The organism is Pseudomonas sp. UBA4194 (genome assembly GCF_002379585.1).
Lineage (GTDB): Bacteria > Pseudomonadota > Gammaproteobacteria > Pseudomonadales > Pseudomonadaceae > Aquipseudomonas.
Genome location: NZ_DFUE01000056.1, coordinates 29,044 through 43,582 on the forward strand (window position 1 = coordinate 29,044; position 14,539 = coordinate 43,582).

At 62.8% G+C, this 14,539-nt stretch carries 12 protein-coding genes; 8 read left to right on the forward strand and 4 right to left on the reverse strand.

Annotated features, from left to right (window positions below):
* The first annotated feature begins 1 nt into the window (after position 1).
* From B3397_RS14055 to B3397_RS14085, 7 genes are all read left to right on the forward strand, one after another.
* Complete coding sequence (locus B3397_RS14055) at positions 2 to 1,456, forward strand: alginate O-acetyltransferase (RefSeq protein WP_296251079.1); 1,455 nt, start codon at positions 2 to 4, stop codon at positions 1,454 to 1,456.
* 7 nt (positions 1,457 to 1,463) lie between these two features.
* Positions 1,464 to 2,591: a mannuronate-specific alginate lyase gene (locus B3397_RS14060; RefSeq protein ID WP_296251081.1), complete on the forward strand. Its 1,128-nt coding sequence runs from the start codon at positions 1,464 to 1,466 to the stop codon at positions 2,589 to 2,591.
* Positions 2,592 to 2,730: 139 nt separating this feature from the next.
* Positions 2,731 to 4,281, forward strand: coding sequence for an MBOAT family O-acyltransferase (locus tag B3397_RS14065; protein WP_296251083.1), 1,551 nt, complete (start codon positions 2,731 to 2,733; stop codon positions 4,279 to 4,281).
* An 11-nt stretch (positions 4,282 to 4,292) separates the two neighbouring features.
* Entirely contained in the window at positions 4,293 to 5,441 is a 1,149-nt protein-coding gene (locus tag B3397_RS14070) for an alginate O-acetyltransferase (RefSeq protein WP_296251085.1), read from the forward strand.
* 36 nt (positions 5,442 to 5,477) lie between these two features.
* Positions 5,478 to 6,155: an alginate O-acetyltransferase AlgF gene (locus B3397_RS14075; protein WP_296251087.1), complete on the forward strand. Its 678-nt coding sequence runs from the start codon at positions 5,478 to 5,480 to the stop codon at positions 6,153 to 6,155.
* Positions 6,156 to 6,257: 102 nt separating this feature from the next.
* Positions 6,258 to 7,709: a mannose-1-phosphate guanylyltransferase/mannose-6-phosphate isomerase gene (locus B3397_RS14080; RefSeq protein WP_296251089.1), complete on the forward strand. Its 1,452-nt coding sequence runs from the start codon at positions 6,258 to 6,260 to the stop codon at positions 7,707 to 7,709.
* A gap of 360 nt (positions 7,710 to 8,069) precedes the next feature.
* On the forward strand, positions 8,070 to 8,534 hold the full coding sequence (locus tag B3397_RS14085) for a multidrug transporter (RefSeq protein ID WP_296251091.1): 465 nt from the start codon (positions 8,070 to 8,072) through the stop codon (positions 8,532 to 8,534).
* A gap of 71 nt (positions 8,535 to 8,605) precedes the next feature.
* Here the strand turns inward: B3397_RS14085 and B3397_RS14090 are convergent, their stop codons facing one another.
* Genes B3397_RS14090 through B3397_RS14105 form a run of 4 tightly spaced genes read right to left on the reverse strand, consistent with a single transcriptional unit; the run spans position 8,606 to position 13,307 of the window.
* Positions 8,606 to 9,466: an HlyD family secretion protein gene (locus B3397_RS14090; protein WP_296251093.1), complete on the reverse strand. Its 861-nt coding sequence runs from the start codon at positions 9,464 to 9,466 to the stop codon at positions 8,606 to 8,608.
* A gap of 10 nt (positions 9,467 to 9,476) precedes the next feature.
* Positions 9,477 to 9,677 (reverse strand): DUF1656 domain-containing protein, encoded by a 201-nt coding sequence (locus B3397_RS14095; protein WP_296251095.1) that lies wholly within the window; start codon positions 9,675 to 9,677, stop codon positions 9,477 to 9,479.
* Positions 9,667 to 11,832, reverse strand: a complete 2,166-nt coding sequence (locus tag B3397_RS14100; RefSeq protein WP_296251097.1) for an FUSC family protein — start codon at positions 11,830 to 11,832, stop codon at positions 9,667 to 9,669. The genes B3397_RS14095 and B3397_RS14100 overlap by 11 nt, the downstream gene beginning before the upstream one ends.
* Positions 11,829 to 13,307: an efflux transporter outer membrane subunit gene (locus B3397_RS14105; protein WP_296251300.1), complete on the reverse strand. Its 1,479-nt coding sequence runs from the start codon at positions 13,305 to 13,307 to the stop codon at positions 11,829 to 11,831. Before B3397_RS14105 ends, B3397_RS14100 begins: the two co-directional genes overlap by 4 nt.
* Positions 13,308 to 13,552: 245 nt before the next feature.
* Between B3397_RS14105 and B3397_RS14110 the strand changes: the two genes are divergently transcribed.
* Positions 13,553 to 14,500, forward strand: a complete 948-nt coding sequence (locus B3397_RS14110) for a LysR family transcriptional regulator (RefSeq protein ID WP_296251100.1) — start codon at positions 13,553 to 13,555, stop codon at positions 14,498 to 14,500.
* Positions 14,501 to 14,539: the final 39 nt, after the last annotated feature.

Below are 14,539 nucleotides of genomic sequence, written 5' to 3' on the forward strand. Positions count from 1 at the left end.
CATGCACGCGAAAATGACCCGACTACTCAGCCTGTCCAGCCTTGCTGTCGCCCTGCTCGCCGCCAGCGCCGCGGCCCGCGCTGACGTCCAGGCGCCCGTGTTCACCGCCCAACCGATTTCCGACCTGTGCCCGGCGGCGGCGGACGCGCGCAACTACACCACGCGCTATCAGCAGAACTTCACCACGCTGGTGCAAGCCAAGGGCGACTGGTTGTTTCGTACCCAGGAAGACCTGCGCACCGACTTCAACACCACCCCCGAAGGCTTTCGGCGCATGAAGCAGTTGCACGATGCGTTCAAGAGCAAGGGTGTGGAGCTGGTGGTGGTCTACCAGCCGACGCGAGGCCTGGTGAATCGCGAGATGCTGACCGCTGCAGAGAAGGCTTCGTACAACTACGACAAAGCACTGAGCAGCTACAAGGCCATGCTCGGCAAGTTCGAGCAAATGGGCTACGTGGTGCCGGACCTGTCGCCCTTGACCGACGAGCACCTGCCCGCCTCCACCAAGGGTCGTGAAGATTTCTATTTCCGCGGTGACCAGCACTGGACGCCGTATGGCGCCATGCGCACGGCGAAGATCGTGGGCGACACGATCAAGAAAATGCCGCAGTTCGACGGCATTCCGACGCGCGAATACGAGAGCCGTGTGTCGGGCCGCATGGGCAAGAACGGAACATTGCACAACATGGCCGCTCAACTGTGCGGCAATACCTACGCGATTCAATACATGGATCAGTTCACCACCGAGCCCAAGGGCGAGGCGGCCGATGGCGATCTGTTCGGCGATTCCGGTACCCCGCAGATCACTCTGGTGGGCACCAGCCACAGCGGCAAGAACTACAACTTCGCCGGTTTCCTGCAGCAGTACACAGGGGCCGACGTGCTCAACGTGGCTTTCCCGGGCGGCGCGCTGGAAGGCGCCATGATCCAGTACCTGGGCAGCGAGGAATTCCAGAAGACCCCACCCAAGATTCTGGTGTGGGAGTTCTCGCCGCTGTATCGCCTGGACCAGGAATCCGTGTTCCGCCAGATGATGGCGCTGCTCGACAATGGCTGTGAAGGCAAGACCGCACAGATGAGCGGCAGCGGCACCGTCAACCCCGGCAAGACCACCGAACTGCTGGTCAACGGCAAGAACGGCATTATCGACGTGCACAACGGCAACCACCAGATCGACGTTCAGTTCGCCGACCCTTCGGTGAAGACCTTTCAAGCCACCCTCTGGTACCTCAACGGACGCCACGAGGAAATCAAATTCGAGAAACCGACGACGGCCGATACAGACGGGCGCTTTGCTTTCGAACTGCGTGATGACGCTGACTGGGCCGGGCAGAACCTGCTCGCCCTGGAAGTTCACGGCTCTACGGAGCCCGGCACCACGCCGCAGAAAGTCGAAGCGAAAGTATGCAAACGCAACGTATTCCCCGGTGTGACTCAACACACCGCCGGGCTATGAGGTTCCTATGCGCACTTTAAGCAAGACCGCTCGCACCTGGCTCACGCCAACCCTGCTCAGCCTTGCCTTGTTCGGCACCGCTGCCCAGGCCGCTGACCTGGTTCCCCCGCAAGGTTATCTGGGCGGGGTGGTCAAACCGAAAAAAGGCGAAGGCAACTTCAGCTGCGCCGCCGTGCCGACGCCCTATACCCAGAGCCTGCAGTTTCGCAGCAAGTACGAGGGTTCGGACAAGGCGCGCTCGACCCTCAACGAGGCGTCCGAAAAAGCCTTCCGCGATGCCACCAGTGACATCACCACCATGGAGCGCGGCATCAGCAAGGTGGTCATGCAGTACATGCGCGATGGCCGCCAGGAGCAGCTCGATTGCGCACTGAACTGGCTCGGTACCTGGGCCCAGGCCGGGGCGCTGGAGTCCACCGACTTCAACCACACCGGCAAGTCGATGCGCAAATGGGCGCTGGGCAGCATGGCCGGTGCCTATGTGCAGCTCAAGTTCGCCGAGGGCAAGCCGCTGGCCGCCCATCAGCAACAAGCGCAGCAGATCGAGGCCTGGTTCAGCAAGTTGGCACACCAGACCATCAGCGACTGGGACGGCCTGCCGCTGGAAAAAACCAACAATCACTCGTACTGGGCCGCATGGTCGGTGATGGCTGCGGCCGTGGCGACCAATCAGCGTGATCTGTTTGATTGGGCCATCAAGGAATACAAGGTCGGCGCCAACCAGGTCGATGCCGAAGGCTATTTGCCCAACGAGCTCAAGCGCAAGCAACGCGCCCTGGCCTATCACAACTATGCCCTGCCGCCGCTGGCCATGATCGCCAGCTTCGCCCAGGCCAATGGTGTGGATGTACGTCCGGAGAACAACGGCGCTCTGCAACGCCTGGCCAACCGGGTGCTTGAGGGGGCGAAAAACCCCGACGAGTTCAAGGACAAGAACGGCGAGAAGCAGGACATGACCGACCTCAAGGTGGAGAGCAAGTGGGCCTGGCTGGAACCCTACTGCCAGCTCTACACCTGCAACCCGGACGTGATGGAACGCAAGCATGACGGCCAGCCGTTCAAGACCTTCCGCCTGGGTGGGGACCTGACACGGGTGTACGACCCCAGTCACGAGAAGGGTGACAAGGGTTCCTGATCGGCGCTGAGGGAACCCTTCGATACCGTTCCCGAAGTCAGCAGCAGAGCAAATATTCAACGTCCCCCCAGCCATTGCAGCTGGGGGGGTTTGGGGGGGGCTTGGCCCTCGAGAGCTGGTTCAACAAGGAGAGATCGGGATGGTTTTCTCATCCAATGTGTTTCTGTTCCTGTTCCTGCCGATCTTTCTCGGCTTGTACTACTTGAGCGGAAACCGCTATCGCAACCTGCTGTTGCTGGTCGCAAGCTATGTGTTCTACGCCTGGTGGCGAGTGGACTTCCTCGCGTTGTTCGCCGCCGTCACCGTGTGGAATTACTGGATCGGCCTCAAGGTGGGCGCCGCCGGCGTGCGCACCAAGCCTGCGCAGCGCTGGCTGCTCACCGGGGTGATCGTCGACCTGTGCATCCTGGGCTACTTCAAGTACGCCAACTTCGGCGTCGACAGTATCAACGCGATCATGACCTCCTACGGCCTTGAACCGTTCATCCTGACCCATATCCTGTTGCCGATCGGTATCTCGTTCTACATCTTCGAGTCCATCAGCTACATCATCGACGTGTACCGCGGCGACACCCCGGCCACGCGCAACCTGATCGATTTCGCAGCGTTCGTGGCGATCTTCCCGCACTTGATCGCCGGCCCCGTGCTGCGCTTCAAGGACCTGGCCGACCAGTTCAACAACCGCACCCACACCCTGGACAAGTTCAGCGAAGGGGCCACCCGCTTCATGCAGGGTTTCATCAAGAAGGTGTTCATCGCCGATACCCTGGCGGTGGTGGCCGACCACTGCTTCGCCCTGCAGAACCCCACTACCGGCGACGCCTGGCTGGGCGCCCTTGCCTACACCGCGCAGTTGTACTTCGACTTCTCCGGCTACAGCGACATGGCCATCGGCCTGGGCTTGATGATGGGTTTCCGCTTCATGGAAAACTTCAAGCAGCCTTACATCAGCCAGTCGATCACCGAGTTCTGGCGACGCTGGCACATCAGCCTCTCGACCTGGCTGCGCGACTACCTCTACATCACCCTGGGCGGCAACCGCAAAGGCGTGGTCAAGACCTACCGCAACCTGTTCCTGACCATGCTGCTGGGCGGCCTGTGGCATGGCGCCAACTGGACATACATCATCTGGGGCGCCTGGCACGGTGCCTGGCTGGCCATCGAGAAAGCCGTGGGCATCAACACCACGCCGCGGGCACTGAACCCGGTGCGTTGGGCCCTGACCTTCCTGTTGGTGATCATTGGCTGGGTGATCTTCCGCGCCGAGAACGTACACGTGGCGATGCGCATGTACGGGGCCATGTTCAGCTTCGGCGACTGGTCGCTGAGCGAACTGAATCAGGCCAGCCTGACCGGCCTGCAAGTGGCGACCCTGGTGGTGGCTTACCTGACCCTGGCGTTCTTCGGCATCCGTGATCTGTACAGCAATCCGCCGGTGCCCAAGGCCAAGCCCGAGGTGGTCGAGGCCGATGGCCCTGCCACCGCACAGCCTGGCATGTACCGCGCCACGCCGGGCGATCAGCCCAACGTGCTGGCGGCCCATGCCCATGGCCATCAGGTGCAGGCCTCGTACTGGACCGTGGACTGGTCCCGTTACGTGATGCGCGCACTGGTGCTGCTGCTGTTCATTGCTTCGATCCTGAAGCTGTCGGCGCAGAGCTTCTCGCCCTTCCTTTACTTCCAGTTTTGAGCGAGGCGACCATGACCCGTCCGTTACGTATCGTCTACATCGCCGTGTTCCTGGTGCTGCTGCTGGCCCTGGGCCTGTGGTCGCTGGGCAGCTTTGGCAGCTTCACCCGCACCGAACAGATGACCGTGCTCAACGGCAAGCTGGCCAAGGCCGTGGAAACCCACTACGACGAAGAGTTTCCGATCAAGCGCCTGGGCACGAACCTGTGGGCCGCGCTGGATTACAAACTGTTCAACGAAGGTCGTCCTGGCGTGGTGCTGGGCAAGGACCAGTGGCTGTTCACCGATGAAGAGTTCAACCCCATTGCCAACAGTGCCCAGTACCAGGAAGAGAACCTGGCGCTGATCAAGGGCGTACGCGACACCTTGAAGAAACAGGGCGTGCAATTGGTGCTCGCTATCGTGCCGGCCAAGGCCCGCCTGTACCCCGAGCACATCGGTGACGAAACCCCGGCCACCCTGCACAAGGACCTTTACCAGCAGTTCCATGCGCAGGCGCAGCAGGCCGGCATTCTGGCACCTGACCTGTTGGCCCCGCTGCAAGGCGCCAAGGCCAAGGGCCAGGTGTTCCTGCGCACCGACACTCACTGGACGCCCATGGGCGCCGAGGTCGTGGCGCAGAACCTGGGGCAGGTGATCGCCACCCGCACCCCGCTCAGCGGCGAGCCGCAGACGTTCGTCACCGAAGCGGCCCAGGCCGAAGCCTACAAGGGCGACCTGACCAGCTTCCTGCCGTTGGACCCGTTGTTCACCAACCTGCTGCCCAAGCCGGACGATCTGGCTCAGCGCACCACCAAGGTGTCCGAGGATGGCGGCGCCGAAGGCGGCGACGCACTGTTCGCCGACAGCCAGGTAGCTGTGGGTCTGGTGGGCACCAGCTACAGCGCCAACCCGCATTGGAATTTCGTCGGCGCGCTGCAGCAGGCGCTGCACAGCGACGTCATCAACTACGCCGAAAACGGCCATGGCCCGGTGTTGCCGATGCTCAAGTATCTGCAGACCGAGGCCTTCAAAAACAGCCCGCCACAGGTGCTGATCTGGGAATTCCCGGAACGTTATCTGCCCATGAAAAACGACCTCAGCGAGTTCGATCCGAACTGGATCGCGCAACTGAAGCAATCGAGCACTAATCAGAACCTGGCCGTAGGCCAAACCAACTGAGTCGTCCGCTGGACGGAAACACAGAGGAATAACTACATGAACACTACTTTCGTACACCGCACTGCCGCTTCCATCGCTACCTCGCGCATCGCCAAGGCATGCGCCCTGGCCGCCGGCCTGAGCCTGCTTTCGGTACCGGCTTTCGCTGGCGATGCCGCGCTGTATGGCCCGACCGCACCGAAGGGTTCGACCTTCGTGCGTGTCTACAACGCCACCAACGCCGAGGTCAGCGCTACCGTTGGCAATACCAGCCTCAGCGAAGTGCCGGCACTGGGCAGCAGCGACTTCAGCTTCATGCCCCAGGGCGACTACAGCGCCAAGGTCGGCAGCAACACCCTGCCGGTGAAACTGGCGTCGGACCACTACTACACCATCGTCAACAACACTGCCGGCGCCCCGCAACTGGTGGAAGAGCCGCCCTTCAAGAACAAGCAGAAATCGCTGGTTCGCGTGCAGAACCTGAGCGACAAATCCCTTTCCCTGAAAACTGCCGACGGCAAGACCGCGGTGGTTCCGGACGTGGCTGCCAAGGGCCGCGGCGAGCGTGAAATCAACCCCGTGAAAGTCAGCCTGGCGTTGTTCGAAGGCGACAAGAAAGTCAGTGACCTCAAGCCTGTCGCACTGGAGCGTGGCGAAGCCGCCGTGCTCTACGTAACGGGCCAGGGCAGCAGTCTGTCGCCGGTCTGGGTCAAGCGCCCGGTCTCGACGCGCTAAAGGGTACCGCCGTCTACCCAGGTGGGTAGCCGGCACGGAACAAAAACAACAGAAACGGCAAGCAGCAACAGTCATCCCATACGAATATCTAGGAGATACAACATGATTCCGGTGATCTTGTCAGGTGGTAGTGGCTCCCGTCTTTGGCCGCTTTCGCGCAAACAATTCCCTAAACAGTTCCTGGCCCTGACCGGTGAGCACACGCTGTTCCAGCAGACCCTGGAACGCCTGGTGTTCGAAGGCATGGACACCCCCATCGTGGTCTGCAACAAGGACCACCGCTTCATCGTCAATGAGCAGCTCAGTCAGTTGAAGCTCGAGTGCCAGGGCATCCTGATGGAACCCTTCGGCCGCAACACCGCGCCGGCCGTGGCACTGACCGCCATGAAGCTGGTCAACGAAGGCCGCGATGAGCTGATGCTGGTACTCCCGGCCGACCACGTGATCGACGATCACAAGGCCCTGCAACGCGCCCTGGCCCTGGCCACCGTGGCTGCCGAGCGCGGCGAAATGGTGCTGTTCGGGGTGCCAGCCACCAAGCCTGAAACCGGCTATGGCTACATCAAGTCCACGGCCGATGCGCTGCTGCCCGAAGGCGTCAGCCGTGTCTCGCAGTTCGTCGAGAAACCCGACGAAAAACGCGCCGCCGAGTACGTCGAGGCGGGCACCTATTTCTGGAACAGCGGCATGTTCCTGTTCCGGGCCAGCCGCTTCCTCGAAGAGCTGAAAAAGCACGATCCGGATATCTACGACAACTGCATGCTGACCCTTGAGCGCAGCAAGAAGGACGGCGACAACATCGAGATCGATGACGCCACCTTCGCCTGCTGCCCGGACAACTCCATCGACTACGCAGTGATGGAAAAAACTCAACGTGCGTGCGTGGTCCCCCTGTCGGCGGGCTGGAGCGATGTGGGTTGCTGGTCGTCGCTGTGGGACGTTAACGCCAAGGACGCCAACGGCAACGTCAGCAAGGGCGACGTGGTGATCCAGGACAGCCGCAACTGCATGATCCACGGCAACGGCAAGCTGGTGTCGGTGATCGGCCTGGACAACATCGTCGTGGTGGAAACCAAGGACGCCATGATGATCGCCCACAAGGACAAGGTCCAAGGCGTGAAGCAGATGGTCGCCACCTTGAACGAGGCCGGGCGCAGCGAAACCCAGAACCACTGCGAAGTGTACCGCCCCTGGGGCTCGTACGATTCGGTGGACATGGGCGGCCGCTTCCAGGTCAAGCATATCTCGGTCAAGCCAGGCGCCTGCCTGAGCCTGCAGATGCACCACCACCGCGCCGAGCACTGGATCGTGGTGTCGGGCACGGCTGAGGTCACCTGTGACGAGAACGTGTTCCTGCTGACCGAGAACCAGTCGACCTACATTCCAATTGCGTCGGTGCACCGCCTGCGCAACCCGGGCAAGATCCCGCTGGAAATCATCGAGGTGCAGTCCGGTAGCTACCTGGGTGAAGACGACATCGAGCGTTTCGAAGACATCTACGGTCGCTCGACGCCGATCGAACGTGGCGTGTCGGTGAAAACCATCGCCCAGTAACCGTCGGTTGCACTCCGCCCCCTGCCTGAGCGCCGCGTTCCCATCCGCGGCGTTCAGGCCGGGGGCTTTTTTGTGCGCGCACGCACACTGCAATGCCTGAAAATCGATACCGTCAGGTCCGGCGCCATCGCGGGTAGAACCCGCTCCCACAGGGGATATGCGTCCGAAGGTACGTTGTGGGAGCGGGTTCTACCCGCGATGAGGCCCACATCGGCACCCCACCTCCCACAGGGGATATGCGTCCGGAGTTCCCCTGTGGGAGCGGGTTCTACCCGCGATGAGGCCCACATCGGCACCCCACCTCCCCATGACACCCCACATTGGTTACGATACCCCACCCCCAGCCAAGACCTGACCCCCATGTTCATCGGCATCTTCCTCGTCCTCACCTGGTTCGTCCTGCTCATCCGCTACCCGTCCAAGGCCCTGCCGATCTCTGGCGCCGCCCTGTTCAGCCTGGCGCTGGTAGCACTGTGGGTGGTGTGGATGGACAACCGCGAAGCGCACCAGTTGGCGCGCCTGGAAATGCGCATCGCCTACGACCCGCAGGGCTGCCCCGCCGACCGCCCACTGCGCTTGAACCTGAACAACGGCAACAGCGTGCCGATGCTCGAACTGCAATGGCAGGTCGCCGCCTACGCCCCGGGTGAAAACGTCAATCTGGCCGAAAACCTCTACACCGCGCCGCGCTACCGCGGCCCCGGCGAGCTGCAAGCCGGCGCCGACTGGCAGGACTGCCTGCCACTGCCCGCATTACGGCCCGGCTACCGCCCGCAAACCCTGGAATTCCGTGCCGAGCGCCTGCAAGGCAGCTTCTCCAAGTGATGGAGATTCCCTGTGGGAGCGGGTTCTACCCGCGATAGGGCCAAAATGGACAGCACATTTCTCGGCCCTTTTTACCGCCCGCCAGGGGTGACGATGACGGTGCAGGTGGTTCCCGCCGCCAGCAGCATTCCTTCGGGCACTTCATCGATGTGAATGCGCACCGGCACCCGTTGGGCCAAACGGACCCAGTTGAACGTGGGGTTGACGTCGGCGGTCAGCTCGCGGCTCTGGGGGTTGTCACGGTCATAGATGCCCCGCGAGATGCTTTCCACGTGGCCTCGCAGGGTTTCGCCGCTCATCATCTGCAACTCGGCACTGTCGCCTATGTGCACATGGGGCAGTTTGGTTTCTTCGAAGAAGCCGTAGACCCAGAACGAATCCTTGTCCACCACCGCCAGCTTGGCCTCGCCCACCCGCGCGTAGTCGCCCACGTGCACGTTGAGGTTGGTCACATAGCCATCCACGGTCGCCAGCACTCGGGTCCGCTTGAGATTCAACTCGGCGGCCTCGAGCTGGGCTTGCGCCTGTTGATAATCGGCCTGCGCAGAGCTGGCGATGTTGCTGGCGTCTTCACGGCTCTCCTTGGAAATCACCAGCTCGTCGAGGTCGGCGCGTCGGCTGGCGTTGACCTTGCGCATCTCCCAGGCGGCCTTGCGCGAGGCCACCAGGGCCTGGGCTTGCTTGATCGCCAGCAGGTAATGCTCGGGATCGACCTGCAACAGCACATCGCCCTTGTGCACCAGCTGGTTGTCGCGCACCGGCACCGCCGTCACATAGCCGGAAACATCGGCGGCCACATTGATGACATCGGCGCGCACCCGCCCATCGCGAGTCCAGGGCGTTTCCATGTAGTGCACCCACAGCTGGCGACCGATGAAGATCGCCAGCGCCAGCACCAGCAGGGTCGCCAACAGGCTGAAAAACTTTTTCATAGCACGGCTCTCAACGGTAAACGGTCAGCGCCAGGGCACCGAACAGGCAAACGAACAGGCTCAGGCGCAGCAACGCCGGGTGCCAGAAGAAACGGTACAGATCGAGGCTGGCGAACAGCCGGTCGAAAGCCCAGGCCAACCCCGCGGCCAACAGGAACATCAGGGTCATGGTGGGCATGTACAGGCCATGGAACGCAATTTCACGGGGCATCTTTGGGTCCTGCGGCGGGAAGTTCGGCCAGGGGCGATTGGGGGTCCAGCAGCGCGCTGCGGATGAAGTGCAGATAGCTCTGCACGCGTCGCAGCGCCGAGGTATCGAAGTGACGGGCGAAAGGTTCGTCGGTGTTCTTCACCTGATAGATGGCCTGATCGACCGCCGCCAGGGCGCGCGCGTGATTGGCCTGCTGTGGCTGGATGAACAGGCGCATCAGGGCCCGCCCCATGACCCGGATCGACTGCCGCCACGGCTGCGCCTCGGCATAGGCCGGGTGCACCGGCAGTATCGCCTGCTCCTTGCGCAGCTCGATGATGGCGTGGCCCACTTCCAGCACCACCAACATCCAGCGCAGCAGCATGCGTTGCACCTGCGGCTGGCCGGCGGCCAATCCGTAGGCCTGGTGCAGCAGGTCGCGCGTGCGGCTCTCGAAGGCCGAACCCAGCCCGCGCAGCTTGCCGCTGATGGCGAACACCACCAGCGCACGCAGGTCCTGTTCCATGCGCCGCCACAGCCAGCGGCTGTTGGGCGGCAGGATGATGGCCCCGGCGGCGGCGCAGATCAGCATCCCCAGCACCATGGCGATGTAGTCGTTGATGAACGCGTAGGGGTTGTAGACCGTCAGGTTGCCGGGCACCGACCCCATGGAAAAGAAGATCAACAGGCCCAGGCCGTAGCCGGCGTATCGAGGACGAGAAGCGAGGAACGCGCCGAAGGTCAGCACCGGCGCCAACGTCAGGCACAACAGCGGGAAACCATCGATCCAGGGAAACACGAAGAAGGTGGTGAAGAACCCCAGCAGCGCGCCCAGAAACGTACCGCAGGCCATCTGAAACGACATGCGTCTGGGATTCGGGGTGGCGGCCGACAGGCCTACGGTGGCTGCCGCCACCAAGGTCATGGTGGCCCCACTTGGCCAAGCCGTAGCGACCCAGTAACCGCCCAGCAGCAGTAGAATGAAGCTGCCGCGAATACCGGACGCCAACGACGCCAGCCAATTGGTCTGCGAGCGATAGGGCTCGTCCCAACGTTCGCGCGCGTGGCGATGGTCGGCCAGCGACGCATGGGTCTGTGCATAACTGTGCAGATCATCGACAAAGCGATAAAGCAGTTCATACGCCGTGTGAAAATCCAGCAGGTCGTCGTCGCTGGGCTGACGGTCTTCGAAGAGGGCACGCAGCCGCCGGACATGGGATGGCAGCTCTTCCTTGTACAGTGCCAACTGTTCGGCCAGGCGTGCCGCATCGGCATCGGTCAAGGCGCGCTCGGCAAATGGATCGAGCACCCGCGCCAAGGCGTGCAGCCCCGGCTCGATCGCCGCAACCACCTGCGGGCGGCCGCCCTGACGGATACGCTCGAGCAATTGGTGCAGCGCATTGAAACGTGTCGTGATGGCCATGAACTCGCTGTTCAGGCGGCTGACCCGGCCATTGCGCCGCCGCATGTGCGGGTCTTCGAACGCGGTGACGCTGCGCAGGCTTTCCAGGCCCACGGCCTCGGCGATAAAGCGCACATTGCTGGCCTCGAACTGCTCACGAGCGCTTTGGCCGCGCAGGCCTTGCGCAACGAACTGGGCGAAGAAGCCGAAGCGTTGGTACAAGGCGTTGCGCATCGAGGCACTGGCCGATTGCGGCAAGATGGCCGCGCTGACCGCGGTGGACACCACAATGCCCAGCGCAATCTCCAGCACTCGCCACACTGCGGCCATGAATGCGCCGTCCGGCTGCGACAACGCGGGCAACCCCACCATGGCGGCGGTATAGCCGGCCAGCACGAAGCCATAAGCGCGAAAATTGCGGCAACGCATCGCACCGGTCGAGCAGATGCCCACCCACAGCGCCAGGCTGGGCAGGAACAATTCCGTGTTCTGGGCGAACAGGGCGATCAACAGCACCGTGACCGCGGAGCCGGCCACCGTACCGGCCAGGCGGTAGAAACTCTTGGCGAACACATGGCCGCTTTGCAGTTGCATGACGATGAACACCGTGATCATCGCCGTACGCGGCTGCGGCAGTTCCAGGCGCATGGCCAGCCACAGGGTGGTGAACGCCGCCAGCAAGACCTTGAAGATGTAGATCCAGGTCACGCCGTCACTGCGCGCCCATTCGAAGAAACCACGGCGCCAGTGCAGGCTGCCGAGCCAAGTGGTCATGGGGCAGTCTCGGCGGGCGAATGGGGAGCGTCGTTGCCGGCACCGAGGCCGCCTCCCAGGGCGGTGACCAGGTCGGCGTGGGCACTCAGACGAGCAGCCTGGACCTGCTGCTCGACTTGTTGCTGACGCAACAGTAGCGTCTGGGCGTTGAGCACATTGAGGTAGTCGGTAAGGCCGCGCTGGTAGGCGATCAGGGCAATGTCGTAGGTCTTGCGCGCCGCGAGCACAGACTCCGCGGCAAAGCGCTGCTGCTTGTCCATGGACGCGCGCCGGATCAATTGATCGGAGATCTGTTTCAGCGCATCGATCAAGGTCTGGTTGTAGCGCGCTACCGCCAGGTCGTAACCGGCAGCGGCCTGACCCAACTCGGCGCGCAACCGACCACCGTCGAAAATCGGCAGGGTCACGGCCGGCCCTACGCTGTAGCCAAGTTTCTGCCCAGTGAGGAATTCCAGCATGCCACCGCCCGTGGCCATGTAGCTCAGGCTGCCGACCAGATCGACGTTGGGGTAGAACCCGGCATGGGCCACATCGATGCCGCGGGCCTGGGCGTCCACCGCCCAACGACGGGCAACGACGTCGGGGCGCTGGCCAAGCAGTTCGGCGGGCAGTGCCGAGGGCAATGTCACAGGTGCCTGCAATGACAGGGTCGGACGCTGCAGAGCAGCGCCCTCGCCCGGCCCTTTGCCGGCCAGCGCAGCCAACTGATTGCGGGCCAGGGCAATCGCTTCGTCCAGTGCATCGATTTGTCGATGGGTCTCGGGCAATGGCGTCTCGGCCTGGCTGACTTCGAAATGAGTCCCCAGCCCCCCCTTGAGGCGACGTTGCGCCAGCTCGAGAATCTGCTGCTGCTGAGTCAGGGTATTCTGCGCAATGTCGCGCTGGGCGTAATGCAGCGACAACTGGATATACACCTGCACCACATTGTTCTCCAGCTCCAACCGCGCCTGGCGCGCCTCGGCGGCGCTCATGTGGGCCAGATCCACCGCCCGCTCGCTGGCGTTGCGTTCGCGGCCCCACAGGTCCAGGGCATAGGTAAAGCCCAGGCCTGCGTTGTTGTCCCAGGTGGTTTCACCCGACAGCTCGCCTGGGCCGTAGAACTGATCGGCCGGCCAATCATGGCGATTCAAGGTGCTTCTGGCATCGATATGCAGGGCTTCGGCTGACTCGGCGATGCCGGCCATGGCCTTGGCCTGACGAACCCGGGCGGCCGCCATGGCCATGCTCGGGCTGCCCAGCAGGGCCATGGCCACCCAGGCGTTGAGCTGCTCATCGCCATAGGCGCGCCACCATTGGCTGGCCGGCCAGCGGGCATCCTGCGCGGCGGCCTGGATGGCGAGGTCGGTGGCCAGGGCATTGGCCGGCAAGGCCTGGCCTTTGGGGGCGATACCTCCAGTTCCGATGCAGCCGCTGAGGGTCAAGGTTAACGTCCAAACGCTGAGGGTCTTCAGCTCATCGATGAGGCGGCGCGGCACTGCGGCGATTTCCAGTGGTAGGTAAGGTTCCAGGTAGGCGTGGCGTGCAGCGGTGAGCAACGCACCGCGGCCTTACGCCGCGCCTGCAGGGGACGTGTGGAGGCTTTGGATGGCGCATTCTAGGGCGGTCGCCGGGCGGCGATAAGCAGGGTTTCCTGTGATTCTTTGTTACCGAACCGGTGATAATCCTTCTGTATAATTGTAACTTCATGCGACAATTTGTCCGTCGACCTAGAGACCGAATCATGGACACCCTGCAAAACATGCGTGCTTTTACCTGTGTGGCCGAAGCGGGCAGTTTCACCGCCGCCGCCGCGCAACTCGACACCACCACCGCCAATGTTTCGCGCGCGGTGTCCAACCTCGAAGCGCATCTGCAAACCCGCCTGCTCAACCGTACGACCCGCCGTATCGCCCTGACCGAAGCCGGCAAGCGTTACCTGGTGCGCTGCGAGCAGATCCTCGCCTACGTCGAGGAAGCCGAGGCCGAAGCCAGCGATGCCCACGCTCGCCCCGCCGGGCAATTGAAAGTGCACACCATGACCGGGATCGGCCAGCACTTCGTGATCGACGCCATCGCCCGCTACCGTCGCACTCATCCCGACGTGACCTTCGACCTGACCTTGGCCAACCGCGTGCCGGACCTGCTCGACGAAGGCTATGACGTGTCCATCGTGCTGGCCAGCGAACTGCCCGATTCAGGCTTCGTGTCGCAGCGCCTGGGCATCACCTACAGCATCGTCTGTGCCTCGCCCGAATACGTCAAAGCCAACGGTATCGCGCGTACCCCGGGCGACCTGCGCGAGCATGCCTGCCTGCGCCTGGTGAGCCCGGTGGTGCAACTGGAGAAATGGCTGTTCGAGGGGCCCGAGGGGCAGGAGATGGTCAACATCAGCAATGCGCCGTTTCAGGTGAATTCGGCGGACGCCATGAAAACCGCGATCAGCAGCGGGATGGGCGTGGGCGTACTGCCGATCTATGCCGCCATCGACGGGCTGCGCAACGGCACCTTGGTGCGGATGCTGCCGGAGTATCGCTTGCAGGAGCTGAACCTGTATGCGATCTACCCTTCGCGGCAGTACCTGGATGCCAAGATCAAGACCTGGGTGGAGTATCTGCGTGGCTCGCTGCCGGACATTCTGGCGGCGCATGATGCGGATCTGCAGACGTTTGATTTGCAGATTGCCAACTGAGGGGGTGGGTTGGGGATGTGCGGTGAATGGTCCCCTCAC